At 65.7% G+C, this 21,459-nt stretch carries 29 protein-coding genes; 12 read left to right on the top strand and 17 right to left on the bottom strand.

All coding sequences use genetic code 11. From position 1 onward, the window contains the following. Positions 1-22: 22 nt before the first annotated feature. Positions 23-1,204, top strand: coding sequence for an NDP-sugar synthase (locus KBY73_RS02860; protein ID WP_254935562.1), 1,182 nt, complete (start codon positions 23-25; stop codon positions 1,202-1,204). Here KBY73_RS02860 and KBY73_RS02855 read toward each other — a convergent pair. Then, positions 1,201-2,115, bottom strand: a complete 915-nt coding sequence (locus KBY73_RS02855; protein ID WP_396096483.1) for a methylenetetrahydrofolate reductase — start codon at positions 2,113-2,115, stop codon at positions 1,201-1,203. The two genes, KBY73_RS02860 and KBY73_RS02855, sit on opposite strands and share 4 nt — an antisense overlap. A gap of 49 nt (positions 2,116-2,164) precedes the next feature. Between KBY73_RS02855 and KBY73_RS02850 the strand changes: the two genes are divergently transcribed. After that, positions 2,165-2,446 carry a LuxR C-terminal-related transcriptional regulator gene (locus KBY73_RS02850; protein WP_254935637.1) on the top strand — a complete coding sequence of 94 codons (282 nt, stop codon included), beginning with the start codon at positions 2,165-2,167 and terminating at the stop codon, positions 2,444-2,446. On the opposite strand, the gene KBY73_RS02845 is transcribed toward KBY73_RS02850, so the two are convergent. The 9 genes from KBY73_RS02845 to KBY73_RS02805 all read right to left on the bottom strand — a co-directional run bounded on the left by KBY73_RS02845 (position 2,443) and on the right by KBY73_RS02805 (position 10,147). Further along, entirely contained in the window at positions 2,443-3,009 is a 567-nt protein-coding gene (locus KBY73_RS02845; protein WP_254935560.1) for a CYTH domain-containing protein, read from the bottom strand. The two genes, KBY73_RS02850 and KBY73_RS02845, sit on opposite strands and share 4 nt — an antisense overlap. 30 nt (positions 3,010-3,039) lie before the next feature. Further along, on the bottom strand, positions 3,040-3,975 hold the full coding sequence (locus tag KBY73_RS02840; protein ID WP_254935559.1) for an NAD(+) kinase: 936 nt from the start codon (positions 3,973-3,975) through the stop codon (positions 3,040-3,042). Between the two features lie 14 nt (positions 3,976-3,989). Then, positions 3,990-4,319, bottom strand: a complete 330-nt coding sequence (gene nuoK, locus KBY73_RS02835) for an NADH-quinone oxidoreductase subunit NuoK (protein ID WP_254935558.1) — start codon at positions 4,317-4,319, stop codon at positions 3,990-3,992. Between the two features lie 68 nt (positions 4,320-4,387). After that, the gene (locus tag KBY73_RS02830; protein WP_254935557.1) at positions 4,388-4,990 is read right to left on the bottom strand and encodes an NADH-quinone oxidoreductase subunit J; all 603 of its coding nucleotides are present in this window, start codon (positions 4,988-4,990) and stop codon (positions 4,388-4,390) included. Then, the gene (ndhI, locus tag KBY73_RS02825) at positions 4,987-5,583 is read right to left on the bottom strand and encodes an NAD(P)H-quinone oxidoreductase subunit I (RefSeq protein ID WP_254935556.1); all 597 of its coding nucleotides are present in this window, start codon (positions 5,581-5,583) and stop codon (positions 4,987-4,989) included. Before ndhI ends, KBY73_RS02830 begins: the two co-directional genes overlap by 4 nt. 81 nt (positions 5,584-5,664) lie before the next feature. Further along, complete coding sequence (gene nuoH / locus KBY73_RS02820; RefSeq protein WP_254935555.1) at positions 5,665-6,795, bottom strand: NADH-quinone oxidoreductase subunit NuoH; 1,131 nt, start codon at positions 6,793-6,795, stop codon at positions 5,665-5,667. A gap of 24 nt (positions 6,796-6,819) precedes the next feature. Next, positions 6,820-7,989 carry a citrate synthase gene (locus KBY73_RS02815; protein WP_254935554.1) on the bottom strand — a complete coding sequence of 390 codons (1,170 nt, stop codon included), beginning with the start codon at positions 7,987-7,989 and terminating at the stop codon, positions 6,820-6,822. A gap of 26 nt (positions 7,990-8,015) precedes the next feature. Then, on the bottom strand, positions 8,016-8,510 hold the full coding sequence (locus KBY73_RS02810) for a histidine phosphatase family protein (protein WP_254935553.1): 495 nt from the start codon (positions 8,508-8,510) through the stop codon (positions 8,016-8,018). 5 nt (positions 8,511-8,515) lie between these two features. Next, a complete protein-coding gene (locus KBY73_RS02805; protein ID WP_254935552.1) occupies positions 8,516-10,147 on the bottom strand; it encodes a DUF3352 domain-containing protein in 1,632 nt (543 codons plus the stop codon). A 30-nt stretch (positions 10,148-10,177) separates the two neighbouring features. Between KBY73_RS02805 and KBY73_RS02800 the strand changes: the two genes are divergently transcribed. The 3 genes from KBY73_RS02800 to KBY73_RS02790 all read left to right on the top strand — a co-directional run bounded on the left by KBY73_RS02800 (position 10,178) and on the right by KBY73_RS02790 (position 12,078). After that, complete coding sequence (locus tag KBY73_RS02800) at positions 10,178-10,534, top strand: rhodanese-like domain-containing protein (RefSeq protein ID WP_106632675.1); 357 nt, start codon at positions 10,178-10,180, stop codon at positions 10,532-10,534. 126 nt (positions 10,535-10,660) lie between these two features. Then, positions 10,661-11,569, top strand: a complete 909-nt coding sequence (locus tag KBY73_RS02795; RefSeq protein WP_254935636.1) for a heat-inducible transcriptional repressor HrcA — start codon at positions 10,661-10,663, stop codon at positions 11,567-11,569. Between the two features lie 80 nt (positions 11,570-11,649). Beyond that, entirely contained in the window at positions 11,650-12,078 is a 429-nt protein-coding gene (locus KBY73_RS02790) for a hypothetical protein (protein ID WP_254935551.1), read from the top strand. A 16-nt stretch (positions 12,079-12,094) separates the two neighbouring features. On the opposite strand, the gene trpB is transcribed toward KBY73_RS02790, so the two are convergent. Then, a complete protein-coding gene (trpB, locus tag KBY73_RS02785) occupies positions 12,095-13,366 on the bottom strand; it encodes a tryptophan synthase subunit beta (RefSeq protein ID WP_396096461.1) in 1,272 nt (423 codons plus the stop codon). Positions 13,367-13,493: 127 nt separating this feature from the next. On the opposite strand from trpB, the gene KBY73_RS02780 reads away from it, so the two are divergent. Continuing rightward, entirely contained in the window at positions 13,494-13,865 is a 372-nt protein-coding gene (locus KBY73_RS02780) for a diacylglycerol kinase (protein ID WP_254935550.1), read from the top strand. A 41-nt stretch (positions 13,866-13,906) separates the two neighbouring features. Here the strand turns inward: KBY73_RS02780 and KBY73_RS02775 are convergent, their stop codons facing one another. Further along, positions 13,907-14,071 (bottom strand): hypothetical protein, encoded by a 165-nt coding sequence (locus KBY73_RS02775; RefSeq protein WP_254935644.1) that lies wholly within the window; start codon positions 14,069-14,071, stop codon positions 13,907-13,909. Between the two features lie 117 nt (positions 14,072-14,188). Here KBY73_RS02775 and KBY73_RS02770 point away from each other — a divergent pair, with 117 nt between their 5' ends. Further along, positions 14,189-14,533 (top strand): translation initiation factor, encoded by a 345-nt coding sequence (locus KBY73_RS02770; RefSeq protein WP_254935549.1) that lies wholly within the window; start codon positions 14,189-14,191, stop codon positions 14,531-14,533. 9 nt (positions 14,534-14,542) lie between these two features. On the opposite strand, the gene KBY73_RS02765 is transcribed toward KBY73_RS02770, so the two are convergent. Next, the gene (locus tag KBY73_RS02765) at positions 14,543-14,914 is read right to left on the bottom strand and encodes a type II toxin-antitoxin system VapC family toxin (RefSeq protein ID WP_254935548.1); all 372 of its coding nucleotides are present in this window, start codon (positions 14,912-14,914) and stop codon (positions 14,543-14,545) included. Positions 14,915-15,029: 115 nt separating this feature from the next. Between KBY73_RS02765 and cysC the strand changes: the two genes are divergently transcribed. Then, on the top strand, positions 15,030-15,686 hold the full coding sequence (gene cysC, locus KBY73_RS02760) for an adenylyl-sulfate kinase (RefSeq protein WP_254935547.1): 657 nt from the start codon (positions 15,030-15,032) through the stop codon (positions 15,684-15,686). Here cysC and KBY73_RS02755 read toward each other — a convergent pair. Then, positions 15,643-16,755 carry an AI-2E family transporter gene (locus tag KBY73_RS02755; RefSeq protein ID WP_254935546.1) on the bottom strand — a complete coding sequence of 371 codons (1,113 nt, stop codon included), beginning with the start codon at positions 16,753-16,755 and terminating at the stop codon, positions 15,643-15,645. The two genes, cysC and KBY73_RS02755, sit on opposite strands and share 44 nt — an antisense overlap. Further along, on the bottom strand, positions 16,755-17,261 hold the full coding sequence (purE, locus tag KBY73_RS02750; protein ID WP_254935634.1) for a 5-(carboxyamino)imidazole ribonucleotide mutase: 507 nt from the start codon (positions 17,259-17,261) through the stop codon (positions 16,755-16,757). The genes KBY73_RS02755 and purE overlap by 1 nt, the downstream gene beginning before the upstream one ends. A gap of 80 nt (positions 17,262-17,341) precedes the next feature. Here purE and KBY73_RS02745 point away from each other — a divergent pair, with 80 nt between their 5' ends. The 4 genes from KBY73_RS02745 to KBY73_RS02730 all read left to right on the top strand — a co-directional run bounded on the left by KBY73_RS02745 (position 17,342) and on the right by KBY73_RS02730 (position 19,822). After that, positions 17,342-18,544, top strand: a complete 1,203-nt coding sequence (locus KBY73_RS02745; protein ID WP_396096457.1) for an N-acetylglucosamine-6-phosphate deacetylase — start codon at positions 17,342-17,344, stop codon at positions 18,542-18,544. A 26-nt stretch (positions 18,545-18,570) separates the two neighbouring features. After that, positions 18,571-19,284 (top strand): magnesium protoporphyrin IX methyltransferase, encoded by a 714-nt coding sequence (gene bchM / locus KBY73_RS02740; RefSeq protein WP_254935545.1) that lies wholly within the window; start codon positions 18,571-18,573, stop codon positions 19,282-19,284. An 89-nt stretch (positions 19,285-19,373) separates the two neighbouring features. Next, positions 19,374-19,580 carry a 2-oxoisovalerate dehydrogenase gene (locus KBY73_RS02735; protein WP_254931865.1) on the top strand — a complete coding sequence of 69 codons (207 nt, stop codon included), beginning with the start codon at positions 19,374-19,376 and terminating at the stop codon, positions 19,578-19,580. Beyond that, positions 19,577-19,822, top strand: coding sequence for a type II toxin-antitoxin system HicA family toxin (locus tag KBY73_RS02730; RefSeq protein ID WP_254935544.1), 246 nt, complete (start codon positions 19,577-19,579; stop codon positions 19,820-19,822). Before KBY73_RS02735 ends, KBY73_RS02730 begins: the two co-directional genes overlap by 4 nt. A gap of 26 nt (positions 19,823-19,848) precedes the next feature. Here KBY73_RS02730 and KBY73_RS02725 read toward each other — a convergent pair whose 3' ends face one another. Beyond that, positions 19,849-20,493 carry an alpha-ketoglutarate-dependent dioxygenase AlkB gene (locus KBY73_RS02725; protein WP_254935543.1) on the bottom strand — a complete coding sequence of 215 codons (645 nt, stop codon included), beginning with the start codon at positions 20,491-20,493 and terminating at the stop codon, positions 19,849-19,851. Next, positions 20,486-21,436, bottom strand: coding sequence for a pseudouridine synthase (locus tag KBY73_RS02720; RefSeq protein WP_254935542.1), 951 nt, complete (start codon positions 21,434-21,436; stop codon positions 20,486-20,488). Before KBY73_RS02720 ends, KBY73_RS02725 begins: the two co-directional genes overlap by 8 nt. Positions 21,437-21,459 lie beyond the last annotated feature (23 nt).

The raw sequence follows: 21,459 nt of genomic DNA, 5'->3' as shown, positions 1-21,459 counted from the left end.
CGGTGCGTCTAGGCTGGCACCCATGAAGGCGATGATCCTGGCTGCTGGCAAGGGAACACGGGTGCGGCCCATTACGCACACGATCCCCAAGCCGATGATCCCCATCCTGCAGAAACCCGTGATGGAGTTTCTGCTGGAGCTGCTTAGGGAGCACGGCTTCACCGAAATCATGGTGAACGTCTCCCACCTGGCTGAGGAGATCGAGAACTACTTCCGCGATGGTCAGCGCTTCGGTGTTGAAATCGCCTACAGCTTTGAAGGCCGCATCGAAGACGGTGAGCTGATTGGCGACGCGATGGGATCGGCGGGAGGGCTAAAGAAGATCCAGAATTTCCAGCGCTTCTTCGACGACACCTTTGTGGTGCTCTGCGGTGATGCCCTGATCGACCTTGATCTGAGCGAAGCGGTGCGTCGCCATAAGGCCAAGGGCGCCATGGCCAGCATGATCACCAAGCGAGTGCCCAAGGATCAGGTCAGCAGTTATGGCGTGGTCGTCACAGACGATGACGGCAGGGTGCGCTCCTTCCAGGAAAAGCCGGCGGTGGATGAAGCCGCCAGCGACATGATTAACACGGGCATTTATATCTTCGAGCCAGAGGTGCTCGACTTTGTGCCAAGCAACCAGCCCTTCGATATCGGCTCCGACCTATTTCCCAAGCTGGTGGAGGCCGGCGCAGCCTTCTACGCCCTGCCGATGGAGTTTGAATGGGTTGATATCGGCAAGGTGCCGGATTACTGGCAGGCGATCCGCAGCGTTTTGCAGGGTCAGGTGCGTCAAGTGCAGATCCCTGGCAAGGAAGTGAGGCCAGGGGTATTTGCCGGCCTCAACGTGGCGGCCGACTGGGATCAGATCAATATCACCGGCCCAATTTATGTGGGCGGCATGACTCGCATTGAAAATGGCGCCACAATTATTGGCCCAGCGATGATTGGCCCCAATTGCCACATCTGCGAAGGGGCCACAATCGACAACTCGATCATCTTTGACTACTCTCGCATCGGGGCCGGAGTGCGTCTGGTTGAGAAGCTGGTGTTTGGCCGCTACTGCGTTGACCGCAACGGCGACCACTTCGACCTGCAGGAGGCCGCCCTCGACTGGCTGATCACCGATGTGCGCCGGCAGGATGTGTTGTCGCCATCGCCGCAGCAGAAGGCGATGGCCGAACTACTTGGCACCGACTTGGCCCTCAGCAACGTCAACTAGACAGGCGCCAAGGGCTTCAGGCCGGCCTGCTTCAGGATCGCCGGAATTCTCTCCTCCGCCTTAATGGCCATCAGATGCACCCCCTGGGCAATCTGGAGATAGGCGCCCACCTGTTCGGCGGCGATAGCTACGCCCTCAGCAGCCGGATCTGGCGCCGCAGCCAGCCGATCGATCACGGCCTGGGGAATGTTGGCGCCGGGCACCACCCGGTTGATGAAGGCGGCGTTGCGGGCCGATTTGAGCAGAAACACCCCTGCAAGCACGGGCAGATCAAGCGGTGCGGCGAGGTCACCGACAAAGCGCTTGAGGGCTTCGGCGTCCATCACCATCTGGGTTTGCACGAAGCGGGCACCCGCCTGCTTCTTGCGCAACAGCCGGCTCTTGAGACCACTCCAACTAGCCGACTGGGGATCGGCAGCGGCACCGGCAAATAGGTCGGTGGGTCCATCGGGCAGCTCACCTTGCACCGGATCCTGGCCGCCATTGAACCGCTGCACCAGCTGCAGCAACCGCACCGCCTCCAGCTCATTCACCGGACGAGCCCCGGGCTGGTCGCCGGCCCGCACCGGATCGCCGGTGAGGCAGAGCAGGTTGCGCACGCCCAGGGCATGGGCACCGAGTAATTCGGCCTGCAGGGCAATGCGGTTGCGATCGCGGCAGGCGAGCTGCAGCACCGGCTCGATGCCGGCGTCAAGCAGCAGGCGGCATAGGGCCAGGCTGCTCATCCGCATCACGGCGCGGCTGCCATCGGTGACGTTTACCGCATGGACCCAGCCCCGCAGGACCCCTGCCGCCGCCAATGAGCGCGAGGGATCTCCTCCCCTAGGTGGCATCACCTCTGCGGTGAGAGCTGGCTGCCCGCTGGCAAGGGCCCGTTGAAGCAACAAACCAATCGTGCCACTTGGGAGCATCATGGAACAGCGCCCTGCCTACAGTGATGGCAAGCGCCGGCTTGGGCCCATGGATTCCAATCACGCCACGGGAGGCTCCCTAGGCCAGGTGCGCCATGAGCTCTCGGAGCGGGAAATTGAGATCATCGAATTGGTGGCCAAGGGCCTAACCAACCAGGAGATCGCCGTATCGCTGACGATCAGCAAGCGCACCGTGGACAACCACGTCAGCAACGTCTTCACCAAAACAGGCGCCAAGAACCGGGTAGCCCTGCTGAATTGGGCCATGGACCACGGCAAAATCTGCCGTGACGGCTTCAACTGCTGCTCGATTGAGCCCGGCAAGTCTTAGGTAGCTGCAGGCTCGAACAGGGCCAAGCGCTCCGCTTCTGGCCACAGAGCCAGGGGCCGGCTGGCCAGGGCCGCATTGCTTAGCTCATGGCGCCCAGTCAGCTCACGCCCGCACCAGGCGGGCGGCTGGAGGGCCAGTCCTTGCTCCAGCCCCTGCTGCTCCAGTTCCACCTCGGCCACCACCAGCGGTGCGTTGGCACCCTCAAAGACGTCGAGCACCCACTCCCCACCTGGAAGATCAAGGCCGTAGCGCACTTTGCAAAGGCTCTTGGGCGCCAACGCCAGCAGGGCAGCAGCATCCGCCTCTGGAATGGCGTATTCGAATTCCTGGCGCACCAATCCCTCCGGCAGTTGGCCCGGGGCTTCAAAGCGCTGCTCGGTGCGGGCCTTGAGGGTGAGCCAGGCACCGGCTACGGCCTCGTCACCGCTGGCACGGCGCACCCGCACGGTGAAGCCATCGGGGCTCGCCACTAGGTAGCCCTGCTGCAGCTGGGCTTGCCAGCAGATATGGCGGCGCCAGTCCAGCCCCTGCACCAAAAAGCGGCGTTCAATTTCCAGGGCCATGGGGCGATTTAGGACGGGGGCAGCAGGGGTTTAGTTGTGGGACGGCTCGATGGCGGTGAGGCTGCCGGCCCAGTGCAGCTTGTGGGTGAGCGTGCGGTAGTAGGAGGGGCTTTGCTCGAGCAGCACCTGCAGGGCCGGGTGGGGGCTGCGCTCCACCAAGGCCCGATCGCCGGGTTCCAGCACGGTGGCGTGGGCGCCATCTTTCCAGAGCTTGACCCGGCGACTGGTTTCGCCCAGGGGCCACACCGAAAGCTGGGCCCTGGGCGGCACCACCACAGCCCGGCTCGAGAGGCTCATCGGGCAGATCGGATTAACCACGATCGCTTCGATGCCCGGGTGCAGGATCGGCCCACCGGCAGCCATGGCATAGCCAGTGGAGCCGGTGGGAGTGGCGATGATCAAGCCGTCGCCGCGGTATTGATCCACTACCTCACCATCGATCTCCAGCTCCAGCACACAGGTGGGGGACACCTCATCGAGGCAGGGCCGGAAATAGAAGTCGTTGAGAGCCAGATGGGCAATTTCTGAGCCATCAACGCCGTCGCCCCGGTCGATATGGGCCTGCAACATCATGCGCCGCTCCAGGGCAAAGCGGTCTTGACGCAGGCGGTCCCAGAGGCTCTCCTCCTCGCTCTTGAGGGCGTCGCTGCTCAGGCGCAGCAGGCGGCGATCGTGGGTGAGAAAGCCAAGGTGGCCGCCCACATTGAAACTGAGGATCGGCACATCGAGGGGGGCCAGATGGCGGGCCGCACCGAGCACGGTGCCATCGCCCCCCAGCACCAGGGCTAGATCGGGCAGCTCAGCTTCAGTGGCCAGCAAGCCGGGGAAGGGATTGCGGGCCAGGCCACTGGAGGCCACCACCACGTGCACCCCCTGGGCCGCCAGATCTTCCGCGCAGCGCTTGGCCTGGCGGTGGGCCGCCTGGCTGCCAGACCTTGAAATCAGCCAGACTCGCTCAAGCCGCATCGTTAATGGTTTGGCTACCAGCGCAGCAGGTTGAAGCGCTCCATATCGACCGTTTCGCGGTTGCGGTAGAGGGAGAGCAGGATTGCCAGACCAACGGCCGCTTCAGCCGCGGCCACGGTGATCACGAAGATGGCAAACACCTGGCCCCGGATCAGCTGGCCATCGAGATAGTTGGAGAAAGCCATCAGGTTGATGTTGACGGCATTAAGCATCAGCTCAATGCTCATCAGCACCCGCACCGCATTGCGGCTGTTGATCAATCCCCAGACACCGGTGCAAAACAACACTGCCGCTAGGGCTAGGTAGGCCTGCAGGGGGATGGTTGTGGGGATGGTGAACTGCATGGCGTGGCAGTGATGCTGAGAGGGTGCAGAAAAGATTTGATGCAGGCCTTGGGGCCCGGAAACAACCGCTAGCGAGGAGAGTTTTCCAGCAACAGGGGGGTGCGCTCCTTCTCGATCAGGCCCTGATCAACTGACTCCCCTGTGATCACATCGCTGCTGAGCACATCCCGGCGGGCCAACACGATGGCGCCGATCATCGACATCAGCAGCAGCACCGAAGCCAGCTCAAAGGGCAGCAGATAATCACTGAATAGGTGCTCGCCAATGCGAATCGTGGCCTCCTCGCCAACAGCTTCTGGGCCAGGCAGGGCCCAAGGGGTGGTGAAAGCCACCCGAATCAACAGCAGAAATAAGCCACCGCAGACAGCGCCGGAGAGCAGACGCCGTAGACCCAGCCCGGGAATAGCCGCCAGGTTTTCCTTCTTGTTGACGAGCATGATCGCGAACAGGATCAGCACGTTGACGGCGCCCACGTAGACGAGCACTTGGGCCGCTGCCACGAAACTGGCATTTAGCAGCAGGTAGAGACCTGCCACCGAAAGAAAAACGCCGCCCAGCAGGAAGGCCGAATAAACAATGTTGGGCAGCAACACCACCCCGAGAGCGCCCAGCACCAAGGTGGCTGAGAGAGCAACGAAGCAGATCAGCTGGGTAATGGAGGCGATAGTCATGACGCGTCTCCGCTAGGCAGGGATTCGAGCACCTGCTCTGGCAGTTTGCCCACCCGCGGCGCCGTATCCGGCACATCGTGAGGATCGAGTACTCCCTTGGGAAGGTAGACCAACTCCTTCAGGGGGACGACAGCCGGATCGCTGGTAACACTGGTAGGCAGGCGACCAAGGGCGATGTTGTCGAAGTTGAGGCTGTGGCGATCAAAAGCTGCCAGCTCGTATTCCTCGGTCATAGAAAGGCAGTTGGTGGGGCAATACTCCACGCAATTGCCACAGAAGATGCACACCCCGAAGTCAATCGAGTAGTTACGCAGCTCCTTTTTCTTGGTGGCTTTGTTCATCACCCAATCCACCACCGGCAGGTTGATCGGGCAGACCCGCACACACACCTCACAGGCGATGCACTTGTCGAATTCGTAGTGGATGCGGCCCCGATAGCGCTCCGAGGGGATCAGCTTCTCGTAGGGGTATTGAACTGTGATCGGCCGGCGCCGCAGGTGATCAAAGGTCACCGCCAGACCCTGGGTCAGGTAGTTGGCCGCACCCACCGCATCGCGGGTGTAGTCACCGACTTTCTTGAGAAACCCGAACATGGAGTTGGCTCTGGGGGGAGGCGGTCGGAATGGGTCAGCCCATGATGGCTGGTCTGGAGAAAAGCTGGTGCTCAGGCTCGGTCAGCCACCAAAAACAGCCGGGAAGGCCAGCTTGAGAGCTGCCGTGATCAGCAGGTTGACGAGGGCAATCGGTAGCAAAAACTTCCAGCCCAGATCGAGCAGCTGGTCGATGCGCACCCGCGGAGTGGTCCAGCGCAGCAGGATCGCCAGAAACACCAGCAGATAGGCCTTGAGCACCGTCATGACGATGCCTACCGAGCCGGTGATCAGTTGCACCAAGGATGCATCGATCGGCTGGTGCAGCCAGCTGGCCAGCCACTCCACTGGGATGGGGAAACCCCAGCCGCCCAGGTAAAGCACCGACACCAGCAGGGCCGAGAGCACCAGGTTGATGTAGCTGCCCAGATAGAAGAGGGCAAACTTCATGCCCGAATACTCGGTCTGGTAGCCAGCCACCAGCTCCTCCTCGGCCTCAGGAAGGTCGAAAGGCAGGCGCTCACATTCGGCTAGGGCGCAGATCCAGAAGATCACAAAGCCCACCGGCTGACGCCAGATGTTCCAACTGAGGATGCCAGCGCCGGTCTGCTGGTTGACGATGTCAACGGTGCTAAGCGAATTGCTCATCATCACCACCGCCAGCACAGCCAGGGCTAGGGGGATCTCGTAGCTGATCGACTGGGCCGCCGCCCGCAGACCCCCCAGCAGCGAATACTTGTTGTTGGAGGCGTAGCCGCTCATCAGCAGGCCGATTGGCTGGATGCTGCTCAGCGAAATCCAAAGGAAAATACCGATGCCAACGTTGCTGATCAGCAGGTGCTGGCCGAAGGGCACTACCAACCAGCTGAGAATCACCGGAATCAGCACCAGCACTGGGCCGAGGGTGAACAGCAGGCCATCAGCCCGGGCGGGGATGATGTCTTCCTTGAACACCAGCTTGAGGCCATCGGCCATCGGCTGAAGCACCCCTAAAGCGCCGGCATATTCAGGACCAATGCGCTGCTGCACCGCTGCTGAGATCTTGCGCTCCAGCCAGACGTTGACCAGCACGCCCACCACGGCCGCCACCAGCACCAGCACCATGGGCAGGGGCAGCCACAACAGGTGGGCGGCGGCAGGACTCAGGCCGAAGCCCTGCAGGGCCTGCTCAAAACTGGCCTCTAGATCCAGGCCCGGAGCCGTGGTGGTCAGCATGGCGGCAGCTCAGATGGGGGCAACTTAGCGGGCCCCCACGGGCTGCCAGTCACGGGAGGGCTGACCGGTATAGATCTGAGAGGGCCGGTAGATGCGATTAGCCCCCAGCTGCTCCTTCCAATGGGCCAGCCAGCCAGCCGTGCGGGCGATAGCAAAAATGGGCGTGAAGAGATCTTCAGGGATGCCGAGCTTGCGGTACACCAGGCCTGAATAGAAGTCGACGTTGGGGAAAATTCCCTTAGGCCCTAGGCGCTCGGCCGCCACCTCCTCCAGCTTGCGGGCTAGGTCGTACATCGGATCGTGACCGAACTGGTCGAAGAGCTGCTCCGCCAGACTTTGGAGAATCACAGCCCGGGGGTCCTTCACCTTGTATTCCCGGTGGCCAAAACCCATGATTTTTTGCTTGCCGGCAATCGCCCGATCCAGCCAGGGCGCCACCTGATCTGGGCTGCCGATCTGGCCGAGCATCTCCAGCACATCTTCATTGGCGCCGCCGTGCAGGGGGCCCGCCAGGGTGCCAACCGCTGACGCCACAACGGCATAGGGGTCGGTGAGGGTGCTGGCCGTCACCCGGGCGCTGAAGGTGCTGGCATTGAGGCTGTGCTCGGCGTGCAGGATCAGACAGGCGTCAAAGATGCGGGCCGCCAGCGGATCGGGCTCCCGCTCCGTGAGCATGTAGAGAAAATTGGCGGCGTAGGCCAGGTCGTCGCGGGGTTGGATCGGATCTTGACCCTTCCTGATCAGCTGGAAGGCCGCCACCATCGTGGGGATCTTGGCGATCAGCCGCACCACCGCCGAAACGATGTATTCGGGGTTGTCGAGGGCTCGACGGGAATAAAAAAGGCCCAAGGAGGCGGCGCTGCTCTGCAGTGCATCCATCGGATGCCCCCCGGAGGGGAAGCACTTCATCATGTCCCGGATGCGGAAGCTGACCCGGCGGTGCATCTGCACCTCCTGCTCAAACTCCTGCAGCTGCTCAGCGGTGGGCAGCTCGCCCCAGATCAGCAGGTAGGCCGTCTCCAGAAAGGAGCTGCTGGATGCCAGCTGGTCTACGGGGTAGCCGCGATAGGTGAGCACCCCCCGCTGGCCATCGATGTCGCAGATCGACGACTGGGTAGCCGGCACCCCTTCCAAACCCGGCCGAAATGGGGCTGGGGTCGCCGCTCCTGTTACTACCAAGCTTCTCCACCGCACTCACTAAGGCGAACTTACGGCTGCCGCTAGCCATCCCGCCGTAGTCGCAGCAACCGTGGGCCAATTAGGGCCTCCAAGCTGGCGCCAGTTGGGCCCAAGCGCAGCAGCACGATGCCGGCCTTACGCACCGAAATCGAACCCGCCGGCAACCCCAGCAGGCTCGAGGCCAGCTCGCCCAGGTCTGGCTCATGGCCCACCAGACCAAGGCGCCGCCAAGGGCCCGCCTGCAGCAGCGGCCTCGGATCACCGCCTGGCGCCAGGCGATCCTCCAACTCCAGCGCCGGTGCCATACCAGCCGCCACACCAATTTCAGCGGTTTGCAGCGCCCGCCGCAGGGGGCTGCTCAGGAGGCGATCACAGTGAAGCTGCAAGCGGCACAACTCCGCCGCCACGGCCGCAGTGCGCTGACGGCCTTCAGCCGTAAGGGCCCGCTCCTGATCAGGGCGATCAGGGTGGCGATCTTCGGCGATGCCATGGCGCCAGAGCAGCAGTTCACGCTCAGCCGGTTCAAGTTTTGCCATAGCCATCAACCGAATTCAAGGTGGGCCTTGAGGTGCAGGTTGGCGTCAGGCTGCGCTTCCCAGCCCAGGCTCAGGCTCTGCACGGCCGGGGCCAGGGGCTGGCCGGCCAGGGCCGACAACAGCTGCCAGGTGCTCCAGCGCTGCAGCAAGGGCTGGGCCCGGCCCGCCGCCATAGCCCACTGCAGGGGAGCCTGGGGTAGATCGAGGCCGGCGAGCTGCTCCAGCCGCAGCCGGGGCGGCTTGCGGGAGTCACGCTGCTCCTGCAGCACCGCCAGGGTCTGACCCCACCAGGCCAGGCGGCCCTGGCTGGAGCGGGCGCCCTCCAGGCTGGCCTGCAGCTGGTTGGCATCGCCGCGAGCGAATCGGCGTCCAGCCTGGCCAGCCTCCAGCCTGGTCCAGACCCGCAGATCGGGATCCCCTTCCACCGGCAGCGGCGCGGCGATCAATCCCTCGGCAGCCAGCACCCCAGCGAGGGCCTCCGGCTGCGGTTGGTCGACGCCAGTGCCCAGCAGCCAGCCCTGACTTGCCTCACTGCGCAGCAGTGGGCCATCGGCGGCGGCGGTCACCAAGGCCGGGAAAGATCCCGGCTCAGCCTGCAGCACTGCCGCCAGCAGGGGCTGCCAGTAGGCCGGCCAAGCGGCGGGGCGCTGGATCAGGGCCAGGCTCTCTGAGGGGCCCTGCAGGGCCTCCAATAAGACTGCTCCTGTGGGGTCAATTTCCGTAGTGCCCGTGGCCGAGGGAACCGGCACTGCGGCATCTGCAGCGAACTGCAGCAGGGCCTCCAGCTCCAAGGAGCGGTTATCGGGGCGCAGGCTGGCCACCAGCTCCTGCACGACCCCAGGCGCCGTGAACTCACCCGGCAACCCCAACCAGGGCCCCAGGGTTTCTGGCCGGGCTGTGAGCAGCAGCGCCCCCTGCTCAAGGCGCTGCACCGCCTGCTTAAAGCGGGGGCTGGCCGCTTGGTTGAGCTCATCGATCTGGGAGACGTCAAGGGCCTGCTCCAGCACCCCCCGACCCGACGCGATCAACACCAGGTCGTCGTCGATCAGCGCCGTAGCGATCGGCACCGGGCTGGTGCCCACCAGGGCACCACGGCCACTGATCAAGCCCATGCCGCGGTAGCTGCTGATCTGCAGGTCGGTGCCCGCAAGACTGCGGGTCTGCCAGAAGCGCTGCAGGAAGCGGCGGGCGCCGTCAGCGTCGCGACTGCGCAGGGCCAGCAACCAGCCATCGGGCGCCGCCCCGGGCTCTGAGGCCAGTAGGGCAAAGCCGAGTTCGCGGCCCAACCAGGGGGCCAGCTCGCCGGGATAGTCGAGGCCGGCAGCAGCGAAAGCACCATCCCTAAGGCCGGCGACCGCCTCAGCCGCCTGGCGGCGCTGGCGGGGGGGAGCCACCGCCCGGGCGTAACCCACCGGCTGCTCGCCATCGCTGAGCAAATAGAGGCTCAGGGCGGCTTGGCGGGGCACAAAGCGGGCCGCCCGGGGCGAAACCAGCTGCTGGTGCTGCAGCTGCAGGGGGGAGCGCTGCAGCACCAGCCACCAGCCACCCGCCGCCAGGCTCAGCAACAGCAATGTCACCGCCAGCACGACCGCCAAAAACGGGCGGGCCTTCATGCGCCCCACGCAGGATGGGTCCATCTTGACCCCAAGCCACCCCGTCTGCCCGCCATGGCACCTATCGAGACGACACCGCAGACAATCCGGGCCCGCGACCTGCAAGAGCGGCTGGAGCGGGGCGAGGCGATCCAGCTGGTGGACGTGCGCGAAGACACCGAACTGGAATTGGCCCGCCTGCCCCATGCCGTGGTGCATCTGCCCCTAGGCCGATCTAACGAGTGGATTGGCCAGCTCAACCAGCTGCTCGACCGCGACCGACCCGTAGCCGTGCTGTGCCACGCCGGCGTGCGCAGCTGGCATCTGGGCTGCTGGCTGATGCAGGAACACGGCTTTGGTGCGGTCTGGAACGTGCAAGGGGGCATCGACGCCTGGAGTGTGGAGGTGGATCCGGCCGTACCCCGCTACTGACACCCGCTGGGCTGCGTACGATCGCCTCACTCCTGCGGCGCCCGCTTGCAGTCCGCCTCCCCTAGGCCCTTGCCCGCCAGGCAGCAGGAAGTACTGCAGCTCGCCGTTCGCCACTACGTCGACACGATGGAGCCGGTGGGCAGCCAGACCCTGGTGCGCCGTTTTGGCCTGCAGGCCAGCCCGGCGACGGTACGTTCAGCCATGGGGGCCCTGGAGCAGCGTGGCCTGCTCACCCAGCCCCACCCCTCCGCTGGCCGAATCCCCAGCCAGCAGGGCTACCGCACCTACGTTGATCAGCTGCTGCCCGCGCCAGGTGCGGCCGCCCTGCAGCTGGAGCGCGAACTCACCGGACTCAGCCTGCAGTGGGCAGCCCTCGACGATCTGCTGCTGCATCTGAGCCGGCGCCTGGCAGATCTCACAGGCCTGCTCAGCCTGATCACCAGGCCCCAACGTCAGCAGTCCCAGCTGCAGGCCCTACGACTGGTGGCCAGTGGTGAACGCCTGCTGGTGTTCCTGGTGGAGGGGGGCGCCACCGCCAGCAGCCTCAACTTGCGGCTGCCGTGCCTTGCGGTAGCGGAACTGGCGTCCCTGGAGCGCTGGGTCGCGGCCCAGCTGGATGGCGGCAGCATCGACTGGGCCGCCCTGCCCTCCCACCTCAGCAGCAGCGGCGCGGTATTGCGCCAAGCGCTGGCTAGCCATGGGCAGTCGCGGCAGCTAGAGGGCGAAGGCGCTGTGGCGACGGGGCTAGCTGGCCTGCTGGCCCAGCCGGAATTCAGCCAGACCCTCAGCCTGCGCCCCTTAGTGGAGCTGGTGGAGGATGCGCCCCAACAGCTCCTGCCCCAGCCGGGCATTTGGATCGGCGCTGAGCATCCCCACCGGGCCCTGCACCAGTGCGCCGTGGTGCAGGCCAACTACCGCAGCGGCGACGGCGGCGTGGGCCAGGTGGCCCTAGTGGGGCCAATGCGCATGGCCTACGCCACGGCCCGAGCCGCCGTGGGCTCGGTGGCCCAGGCACTGGAAAGGCTTTTGGGTTAACTCAATATTTTCCCAACTACGATTAGTACCCTGATGACTTGTCCAATCCGAACACCCGCGTGGATCACCAATCGGCAGGAGTGATCCTGAGACTTCTCAACCTGGTCGCGCTGGCCGACGGTGGGGTCTCCCTTGAAGAAGAAAGTCTTCTGGAGTCGCTAAGCGAGCAATACAAACTCCAGGCCAAATTCGTCACCTGGGAAGATCAGGTATCTGATCCAGCCTGCATCGAGGAGCTGGCCGCCTTGATAAATCCGGAGCAACGGGAACTGGCCATGAAAACCGCCGTGATGGTGGCTTCCGCATCAAGGCACCAGCAGGATGATGAATTCATCTGCGAGCAAGAGCGCGAGATCCTTTCTCGTCTTGCCACCGGCCTCGAGCTGAGCCCCGATCAGCTGCAATCAATCGAGAGCGCGGCGGCCGAGGAGATCAAGGAGCACCCCAACCTGTGGCAGGTGCTGTTTTCGCTTTTCGGCAATCGTTTCGACTTCCCGGTCTTGGGCTGATGCCAGCAGGCTGGGGTCAGCCTCCCATCTTGTCGCCGAGCTTCTCGGCCACCGTGTTCACATCCTTGTCGCCGCGGCCCGAGAGGTTGAGGACCACCTCGGTGCCAGGGGCCAGGGTGGGGCAGAGCTTCTCCAGCCAGGCGAAGGCGTGGGCCGTTTCCAGCGCCGGGATGATGCCCTCCAGGCGACACAGAAGCTGCAGGGCATCGAGCGCCTCGGTGTCGGTTACGGCGCCGTATTCAGCCCGACCGATGGTTTTGAGGTAGCTGTGCTCGGGGCCCACGCCGGGGTAATCGAGGCCGGCACTGATCGAGTGGGCCTCCTGCACCTGGCCCTCCTCGTCCTGCAGCAGCAGGCTCATGGCGCCGTGCAGCACGCCAACGCGGCCCTCGGTGATGGTGGCGGCATGGCGGCCGGTGGCCACGCCATCGCCGGCGGCCTCCACCCCCACCAAACGCACGTCCGTGTCCTGCACGAAGGGATGGAACAGGCCCATGGCATTGGAGCCCCCACCAACGCAGGCCACCAGCACATCGGGATTGCGGCCAAAGGCCTCGTGGCACTGGCGCTTGGTTTCCTCACCGATCACGGCGTGGAAGTCGCGCACCAGCATCGGGTAGGGATGGGGCCCGGCCACCGAGCCAAGAATGTAGTGGGTGCTCTCCACGTTGGTCACCCAGTCGCGGATCGCTTCGCTGGTGGCGTCCTTGAGGGTGGCGGTGCCAGCGGTGACCGGCTGCACCGTCGCCCCCAGCAGCCGCATGCGGAAAACGTTGAGGGCCTGACGGCGCATGTCCTCGGCGCCCATGTACACCACACACTCCAGACCGAAGCGGGCGCACACGGTGGCGGTGGCCACGCCGTGCTGACCGGCGCCGGTTTCGGCAATGATCCGTTTTTTGCCCATGCGCAGGGCCAGCAGCGCCTGACCGAGGGCGTTGTTGATCTTGTGGGCGCCGGTGTGGTTGAGGTCTTCGCGCTTCAGCCAGATGCGCGGACCGCCCTCGGGCCGGCGGTAGTGCTCGGTGAGCCGCTCCGCTTCATAGAGGGGATTGGGCCGCCCCACATAGGTGCGCAGCAGGTGGTTGAGCCGATCGGTAAAAGCAGGATCCTTCCAGGCCTCAGCCGCGGCCTGCTCCAACTCCGCCAGCGCGGGAATCAGGGTTTCAGGCACGTACTGGCCGCCGAACTGGCCGTAGCGGCCCAGACTGTTGGGGCGAGCTGCGCGCTCCAGGGCCGCTGGATCGACGCCGCTGGCTGCGGAGAGGGGAGAGACGGTGCTTGTCACCGGTGTCGGAGCAATATCAACTCAGCGTAAGAAGCGGCCACGGCCAAGGGCGCAAAGAACGGTCACGGGCGCAAAGAGGTGAGAGAGCTAATGGGCCTGCTCAAGCTGACGGGTGGATGATGGGCTGATGCCAACCACCACCCCCAGGCCCTACGAGCCACTGCGCAAAATGCGCGTTATCTGCCACGGCCTGCGCCTGGCCATGCGCGACAAGGCAGTGGCCTACAAGGTAGTGCTGGCAGCTGGGCTCCTGGCGATCGCCTTCGCCCAGCGGGCCTGGCTGGATTTCGGTCTGGTGCTGGTGACCACGGCGTTGGTGCTTTCAGCCGAACTGCTCAACACCGCCCTCGAGGAGCTGTGCGACTACGTGCAGCCGGAGCGCGCACCCCAGATCGGGGCCACCAAGGACATCGCCGCTGCCGCCGTGAGCATATGCATGGGGGCCTGGGTGATCGTGATGCTGATCGAGGGCTGGCGCCTGCTGCTGGCAAGGGCCTAACACCTCGTTCTATCGCTGGTCGTCACCTATGGAGTGGGGGCTCAGGGCAGGATTAATTTCAAACCGGAAAATGCCTGGCGATAGTGGCGCTCATCCCTGGTGATCAGTTCCGGGGACTCCAGCAGGGCATGGGCGAGCTGGGTGGGACTCCAGGCGGCCCAGTGGGGATCCGCCGTGATCACGTCGAGGATCACGCTCGAATTCACAAACAGCATTACTGCTCCTCGCCCCGGCAAAGGGTCAGGAGCTCATTGGTGCTGAGGCAGGCGCGATCCTGGGGAAGTAGCGCCTATCAAACTCAGGACTAAGGCGCAGGGTTCGGCATGGCAAGAAAAGGCGGCTGGCAGGAATTCAGCAGCAACTCCGCAAGCACGGCCAGGCCCACCCCGGCTGGGTCCGGCCCAACGGGCGCACCCAGCCCAAAGGCCCAGCAGCAGGTGAGGGTGCAGCGCACCAAGGCCGGCAAAGGCGGAAAACTAGTGACAGCGATCACGGGCCTTGAGGCGCCGGAAGCCGAGCTAAAGACCCTGCTCAAACAGCTCAAGGCCATTGCCGGAACAGGCGGCACCGTCAAAGACGGCGTGATCGAGCTGCAGGGAGACCAGGTGGCCGTGGCCCTGGGGGCGCTGGAGCAGGCCGGCTACCGGCCCAAGCAGGCGGGAGGCTGACGCGCAAGCTCAGAAGCCCGCCTTGCTGAAATCGTCGCCGATGTAGCCAAGGGGCAATTGGTCACGCTCAGCAAGTGCCGCCGCAAAACAATCCCCGAAGTTGAGCTGGGCGGGATGGCCCTGACCCTTGCCAAAACGCTTAAAGATGCCGAGAGCGCGCTCTGCCATATCCGCATCCACCGGCACCACATCAGGATCAATGAGATCCAGCAACGTCCGCATCGGTTCGAGCACACGACGGCAGTGAGCAAGCAGCAGCAGCTCCTGCAGGGTGCCTGCGGACAGTCGTAGGACTTCAGCTTGCTCGAGCGCCTGCTGGTGTCGCTCCCACCCAGGTTCTCGCTGAAGAATTGCGAGCAGCACAAAAGTATCCAGAATCACGACGGCAAGCCCTGCTCGTCGTAAAGCGAATCGGGATCGAACGGTTGGGCCGTCTCAAGGGCCTGACGCGAGGCACAGGGGAGAATGGCCCGATCCGTCCCAACGCCCAGCACCGATGTCCGCCGCTCCCTCCACCCCCACCTACGGCGAACTCACCAACCAGGGAGCCTCCACCAACATCGCCTGGCACCACACCACGGTGGACCGGGCAGCCCGGGCCGAACAGCAGGGCCACCGCAGCGCCATCCTTTGGTTCACCGGCCTGAGCGGCTCGGGCAAGAGCACCCTGGCCAACGCCGTGAACTCCGCCCTGTTTGAACGGGGGCTCTCCTGCTACGTGCTCGATGGAGACAACATCCGCCACGGCCTTTGCAAGGACCTGGGCTTCTCCGACGCCGCCCGCGAGGAGAACATCCGCCGCATCGGCGAGGTGAGCAAACTGTTCCTCGATGCGGGTGTGGTGGTGCTCACCGCCTTCGTGTCGCCCTTCAAGGCCGACCGCGACAAGGCCCGCGCCCTGGTCGATGCCGGCGACTTCATCGAGATCCACTGCGCCGCCGACCTAGGCACCTGCGAGCAGCGCGACACCAAGGGGCTCTATGCCAAGGCCCGGGCCGGCGAGATCAAGGAGTTCACCGGCATCTCCAGCCCCTATGAAGCCCCCGAGCAGCCCGAGCTACGGGTGGACACCGGCGCCCAGAGCCTGGAGGATTCGGTGGCCGTGGTGCTCAGCTATCTGGCGGCTCAGGGCGTGATCCCGCCGGGGAGCTGACCACCGGCACCTCCCCGGCGCGAAGCTGGTCGCCCCAGGCATCGAGAAAGGTCTTGGCGCAGCTGGCCACCGGCACCGCCAGCACCAAGCCGAGCAGATCCCCCAGGCCCAGCAGGCTGCCCAGGCGAGCTCCGACCGGCAGGCTGATCAACAGCCAGGCCGGCTGGAGCCCCACGATCCGCCCCATCAGCCGGGGCTGGATCACCTGGTCCACCACCTGGCCCACGCTGATGGCGGCGGCCAGCACTTCCAGGCCCGTGCGGGGATCATCCAGGGCGAGCAGCACGCTCACCGCCACGATCGTGAGGGCACTGGCATAGGGCACCAGGGTGGTGAAGCCGATCGCCACCGCAAACAACACGCCATAGGGAATGCCCAGCAAGGTGAACACCACGATCTGGGCCAGGCTGAGGATCAACGCCAGCACCACCTGGCCGGCGAAGTAGCCGCGGAAGGTGCGGTTCAAGGTGGCCACCACCAGCTCCCGCACCCGCGGCGGCAGCCACTGGGCCAGGCCGGCACTGATGCCCTCCCCTCCCAGCAGCAGAAACACCGCCAGCACCAGCACGATCACGGTGTTGACCGTGAGGCCCACGGTGGTGCCAAGCAAGCTCAGCAGCTGCTGGCTAAATTGGCGGGCCAGCTGGCTTGTGCGGGTGAGCAGCTCGCTGCTGAGGTCGCCGAAATCGGTGGGCAGCCCGCGCGTCACCGCCCAGGCCTGCAGCTGCTGCAACAGGGTTTCCCCCTGGGCCAACCAGCCGGGCAGGGCCGTGATCAGCTCGCCCAGCTGCTCGATCAGCCGGGGCACCAGCCAGACGGCGGCCAGGCCGATCAGGCCCACACTCACCCCCACCACCAGGGCGTAGGCAAGCCAGCGCGGCAGACCACGGCCCATCAGCCAGCGGCTGGGCAGATCCAGCAGAAAGCCGATCAGGGCCGCCGCCACAAATAGGGCCGGGAAGGGTGCCAGGGGCAGCAGCAGTTGGCGCAGCACCCAGAGGTTGAGCACCAGCAGGGGCAGGGCCAGGCCGGCCTTGAGCCAGGGAGGCAGAACGAGCCGTTCCAGCATCAGCCCATCTGCTCCAGGTAAGCCCGGCTGCCCAGCTGCTGCAGCCGGGTGTCCTTGGCCGTTACCTGGCCGTGCAACCCATCGCGGTAGTCCGAGATCTCCTGGGCGAGGCGGGGATCAGCGGTGGCCAGGATCTGCGCCGCCAGCAGGCCGGCGTTGAGGCCATTACCGATCGCCACCGTGGCCACCGGGATACCAGCGGGCATCTGCACGATCGAATGGAGCGAATCCACACCCGATAGGGCCCGGCTTTGCACCGGCACGCCGATTACCGGCAGGGTGGTGAGGGCCGCCACCATGCCAGGCAGATGGGCGGCGCCGCCGGCGCCGGCGACGATCACCTTGAAGCCGCGCCCGCGGGCCATCTGGGCAAATTCCACCATCTCCAGGGGAGTGCGATGGGCCGAGAGCACCCGCACCTCTACCGCCACCCCAAACTGCTCCAGCACCTGCACCGCCGGCTGCATGGTGGGCAGGTCTGAGTCGCTACCCATCACCACTGCCACCTGGGGTGCAGGGGCAGCTTGGGGCGATCCCGATGACGGTCCGGCAGAAGAGAAGGCAACCACACGGCCGCAGGCGGAGAATGGCATTGTCCCGTCTGGCGGCCCTTCTGCCCATGCGCTGGCTCAGCAATGTGCGACTGCCCCAGGCCCAGCGCTGCAGCCATGGCGCCAACCAGCGCTGGCGCATCGGCCTTGACGACGACGATCTGATCAGCCTGGTGGAGCCTTTGCCCGCCGGCAGCCGGGCCGCCGGTGACGACTGGCACGGCGACTGGCTCAGCCCGGCCGGGGTGGATCTACAGATCAACGGCGGCCTGGGCCTGGCTTTTCCGGAGCTCACGTTGGCCGATCTCCCCCAGCTGGAGGCCCTGCTGGAGCTGCTCTGGCGCGATGGTGTCGAAGCGATCTGCCCCACCCTGGTGACCTGCGGCGTTGCACCCCTGCGCCAGGCCCTGGCCGTGCTGGCAGAGGCGCGAGCAGCCCACCAACCGGGCCGCTGCCAGCTACTGGGCGCCCACCTTGAGGGTCCCTTCCTTGAACCAAGTCGCCGGGGCGCCCATCCCGCCCAGCACCTGGCTGCCCCCAGCCTGGCCGCCCTGCTGCAGCGCATCGACGGCTTTGAAAGCGACATCGACCTGGTGACCCTGGCCCCGGAACTGGAGGGGGCTGGCGCCGTGATCACCGCCCTGGCCGAGCGGGGAATCGTGGTGAGCCTGGGCCATAGCGCGGCCACGGAAGCCCAGAGCCACGCCGCCTTCGCTGCCGGGGTGACGATGCTCACCCATGCCTTCAACGCCATGCCTGACATGCACCGGCGCGCGCCAGGGCCGGTGGCGGCTGCCGCCCTGCGGGGGGATGTGGCAATCGGCCTGATCGCCGATGGGGTGCACGTGGCCCCCACCATGGCGGTGCTGCTGCAGCGGCTGGCTCCAGAGCAGGTAGTGCTGGTGAGCGATGCCCTGGCCCCCTACGGCCTCGGCGAAGGCCAGCACCGCTGGGATGAGCGCTTGCTGATCGTGGCCGACGGCAGCTGCCGGCTGGAAGACGGCACCCTGGCCGGCGTCACCCTGCCGCTGCTGGAGGGGGTGCGGCGCCTGGCCCAGTGGACCGGTGAGCCGGCCCGGGCCATCGCCGCGGCCACCGTGCTGCCCCGGCGGGTGCTGGGCGATGACCGCAGCCTCGACCAGATGCTGCTGGGCATGCCCCTAGCGGAAACCCTGCGCTGGCAGGAGGGGCCCGCCGGGCTCAGCTGGCAGCGGCCCGGAGCAGAAGTCACTCCCTAGGATCCGCGCCACGACCGGATATCCCCATGGCCCCCGACCAGCTACTGGAAGCCAACCAGGCCGAAAAACTCGAGGTGAAGGGCTACTTCGAAACCACCGGCTTTGAGCGCTGGAATCGCATCTACAGCGACAGCGACGACGTCAACCGGGTACAGCGCAACATCCGCATCGGCCACCAAAAAACAGTGGACAACGTGCTGGCCTGGCTGCAGGAGCAGGGCGGATTGGAGAGCCGCAGCTTCTGTGATGCCGGCTGCGGCGTAGGCAGCCTGACGCTGCCTTTGGCCCAGCTGGGTGCGGGCTCTATCGCCGCCTCCGACCTCTCCGCTGCGATGGTGCAAGAAGCCCAGCGCCGCGCTGGTGAACTGGGCGCCAAGCCAGGTCAGATCAGCTTCCTGGCCTCCGATCTCGAGAGCCTCGAGGGCCGCTACGACACGGTGATCTGCCTGGACGTGTTCATCCACTACCCCCAGGCCCCTGCCGAGGAGATGGTGCGCCACCTGGCCTCGATGGCCGAGCGCCACCTGATCGTGAGCTTTGCCCCCTACACGCCGCTGCTGGCCCTGCTCAAGGGCATCGGCCAGCTGTTCCCCGGCCCCAGCAAGACCACCCGCGCCTACACCCTGCGCGAGGCGGGCATCGTGGCCGCCGCCGCCAAAGCCGGCTTCAAGCCCATGCGCCGCAGCCTCAACCAGGCGCCCTTTTACTTCTCAAGGCTGATCGCCTTCGAGCGGGCCTGACCCCGCAAAGCGGGCAATCCCGCAGACCAACCAGCCCCCTGATTCGATGCCAGACTTTTGCTTGGCAGAGGGCACCGGGCAAAAACGCGATGAACGAAATTCTTTTTGTCGTGGAAGAAGCCGAGGACGGGTCATTCCGAGCCAACGCCGTTGGCAGTTCGATTCACACAGAGGCGGAGGATTTGGAGCAGCTGCATCAAGAGATTCGTGATGCCGTGCACTGCCACTTTGAGGAGGGTGATGCGCCCCCGTTGATACGGCTTCATCACGTGCGCCAGGAACTGCTGGCCCTGTGAAGATCCCCCGTGATCTCGATGGTGCAGAACTAGCGCGGCGGTTAGCCCGATTTGGCTATGCCGTGACCCGACATAGTGGCAGCCACATGCGACTCACTCGCCTGCTGCCGAATGGGCAGCAACACCTCACCATCCCCGCCCATAAACCTTTGCGTGTGGGCACACTCCGACAGATCCTCAAGGACGTGGCCAATCAAGTTGGCACCAATCTGGACTCGCTGATCCAAGCGCTGGATACCTGATCGCCTTCGAGCGGGCCTGAGCAGCCCTATGCAACTGGGCGCACCACCCGAAACGTCAGGTTGAGGCGCTGCTGCTGCAGCCGCAGCCGGCGCGGCAGGGCATGCTGCCACCACAACTGGGTGGGGGGCTCCATCAACAGCAAGTCGCCGTTGTGCAACGGAATGTTGAACGGGGTGCAGTCGCCAAAACCAGCAGGCGACGGGCAGGCACCGGAGACGACGGCGGCGCGGTGGCGCGGGCTGGGCTGGGGCCGCAGGCGGAAGTCGCGGGAGGCGCCGAGGCTGAGGGAGGCGATCGGGGCGGTGGGCTCGAGCTCAGGTTCATCGTCCGCATGCCAGCCCATGGCATCGCGGCCGTCGCGGTAGCGATTGAGCAGCAAGGAGTTGAAGCGCCAACCCGTGAGCATCTGCAGGGCCTCGCGCAGCTCGGCGGCAGCCGGCGACCAGGGCTCAATCACGTTGGCCAGGCCGCTGTAGCTGTAGCCGCAGCCGGGATCGGCCATCCAGCAGGTGAGCCGCGGCAGCAGGTGGCGGCGGCCGTAAATCGTGATCGCCTCCTGCTTCCAGGGCACCTCGAGCTGCAGGCGCTCCAGCAGCTCAGCCGCGGCGCTGGGCGCCAGCCAGGCCGGCCAGTGGCGCAGGTGCAGGCCCGGAGCTTGAACTTCAGCCATCAGCAGCTCCGCGCAGGGCTGCGGGCAACGGCGCCTCCAGCGCAAGCAGGTCGCCATCGGGGCAGACCAACTGCAGCCTGTGGGCATGCAGGTGGTAGCCACCATCGCCTGGCAGGGCCTGCTCCGAGGCCAAGCCGCCCGGGGCGTAGAGCGGATCGCCCAGCAGGGGCGCCCCGGCGGCCGCGGTGTGGATGCGGATCTGGTGGGGGCGCCCCGTAGCGATCGTGACCTCCACCAGCCAGGCCCGCTCGCCTCGCTCCAGCAGGCGCAATTCGCTGCGGGCCGGCAGGGCAACCGGATCCGCCGGAGCCGCGGCCCATATGGTCCCCAGCCGGGTATGGGGACAGCGACCAATCGGCGTGGTGAGGCTGAGCTGCTGGTCGGGCTCCAGCGCCAGCAGAGGCGAGCCGGGGGCGGGCGGCTGAAGCAGGGCCCTGTAGGTCTTGGTGCAGCGGCGTTGCGCCGTGCTCTCCCGCAGCAGGGCACTGAGCCAGGCGCGGCTGGCGGGAAGGCGGGCACACACCAGCAGGCCGGAGGTGAAGCGGCCCAGGCGGTGCACGGGCCGGGCCTCAGGCCAGCGGGCCTGCAGCTGGGCCAGCAGGGTGTGCTCCAGGAAGCCACCGGCCGGCAGCACCGGCAAACCGCTGGGCTTGTTGAACACCAGCAGGTCGCCGTTGTCGAACAGGGGGCTGGGCAACACCGGCACGGCCGCCTCCTGCCAGTGGGGCCGATGCCAGATCAGCTGATCTCCGGCTGCGAGGGCCACATCGGCCTGAAGCTGCAGGCCGTTCCTGTAGATCTCCCCGGCGGCGAGGCGCTGCAGCCAATCAGTAGGCGTTGAATGGCGATAGCAACCGGCATAAAAAGCACTGACGCTCTGGCCGGCGGCCCTGGGGGCGATGCGATCCCTGTAGGCGAAGCCGCCATTGAGGGCAGGCGCCAACCAGGCTGGTTCGGTCGAAAAAG

The organism is Cyanobium sp. Tous-M-B4, assembly GCF_024345395.1.
GTDB lineage: Bacteria > Cyanobacteriota > Cyanobacteriia > PCC-6307 > Cyanobiaceae > Cyanobium_A.
Note: the sequence above shows the minus strand (reverse complement) of the source record. Positions and strands in the feature narration are given on the sequence as shown.

Bases quoted from the DNA above. Each gene is read 5' to 3' on its own strand.
- KBY73_RS02860 (WP_254935562.1), top strand. From the start codon at position 23: ATGAAGGCGATGATCCTGGCTGCTGGCAAGGGAACACGGGTGCGGCCC.
- KBY73_RS02855 (WP_396096483.1), bottom strand. From the start codon at position 2,115: ATGCTCCCAAGTGGCACGATTGGTTTGTTGCTTCAACGGGCCCTTGCC.
- KBY73_RS02850 (WP_254935637.1), top strand. From the start codon at position 2,165: ATGGATTCCAATCACGCCACGGGAGGCTCCCTAGGCCAGGTGCGCCAT.
- KBY73_RS02845 (WP_254935560.1), bottom strand. From the start codon at position 3,009: ATGGCCCTGGAAATTGAACGCCGCTTTTTGGTGCAGGGGCTGGACTGG.
- KBY73_RS02840 (WP_254935559.1), bottom strand. From the start codon at position 3,975: ATGCGGCTTGAGCGAGTCTGGCTGATTTCAAGGTCTGGCAGCCAGGCG.
- nuoK (WP_254935558.1), bottom strand. From the start codon at position 4,319: ATGCAGTTCACCATCCCCACAACCATCCCCCTGCAGGCCTACCTAGCC.
- KBY73_RS02830 (WP_254935557.1), bottom strand. From the start codon at position 4,990: ATGACTATCGCCTCCATTACCCAGCTGATCTGCTTCGTTGCTCTCTCA.
- ndhI (WP_254935556.1), bottom strand. From the start codon at position 5,583: ATGTTCGGGTTTCTCAAGAAAGTCGGTGACTACACCCGCGATGCGGTG.
- nuoH (WP_254935555.1), bottom strand. From the start codon at position 6,795: ATGCTGACCACCACGGCTCCGGGCCTGGATCTAGAGGCCAGTTTTGAG.
- KBY73_RS02810 (WP_254935553.1), bottom strand. From the start codon at position 8,510: ATGGCAAAACTTGAACCGGCTGAGCGTGAACTGCTGCTCTGGCGCCAT.
- KBY73_RS02805 (WP_254935552.1), bottom strand. From the start codon at position 10,147: ATGGACCCATCCTGCGTGGGGCGCATGAAGGCCCGCCCGTTTTTGGCG.
- KBY73_RS02800 (WP_106632675.1), top strand. From the start codon at position 10,178: ATGGCACCTATCGAGACGACACCGCAGACAATCCGGGCCCGCGACCTG.
- KBY73_RS02795 (WP_254935636.1), top strand. From the start codon at position 10,661: ATGGAGCCGGTGGGCAGCCAGACCCTGGTGCGCCGTTTTGGCCTGCAG.
- KBY73_RS02780 (WP_254935550.1), top strand. From the start codon at position 13,494: ATGCCAACCACCACCCCCAGGCCCTACGAGCCACTGCGCAAAATGCGC.
- KBY73_RS02770 (WP_254935549.1), top strand. From the start codon at position 14,189: ATGGCAAGAAAAGGCGGCTGGCAGGAATTCAGCAGCAACTCCGCAAGC.
- cysC (WP_254935547.1), top strand. From the start codon at position 15,030: ATGTCCGCCGCTCCCTCCACCCCCACCTACGGCGAACTCACCAACCAG.
- KBY73_RS02755 (WP_254935546.1), bottom strand. From the start codon at position 16,755: ATGCTGGAACGGCTCGTTCTGCCTCCCTGGCTCAAGGCCGGCCTGGCC.
- KBY73_RS02745 (WP_396096457.1), top strand. From the start codon at position 17,342: ATGGCATTGTCCCGTCTGGCGGCCCTTCTGCCCATGCGCTGGCTCAGC.
- bchM (WP_254935545.1), top strand. From the start codon at position 18,571: ATGGCCCCCGACCAGCTACTGGAAGCCAACCAGGCCGAAAAACTCGAG.
- KBY73_RS02735 (WP_254931865.1), top strand. From the start codon at position 19,374: ATGAACGAAATTCTTTTTGTCGTGGAAGAAGCCGAGGACGGGTCATTC.
- KBY73_RS02725 (WP_254935543.1), bottom strand. From the start codon at position 20,493: ATGGCTGAAGTTCAAGCTCCGGGCCTGCACCTGCGCCACTGGCCGGCC.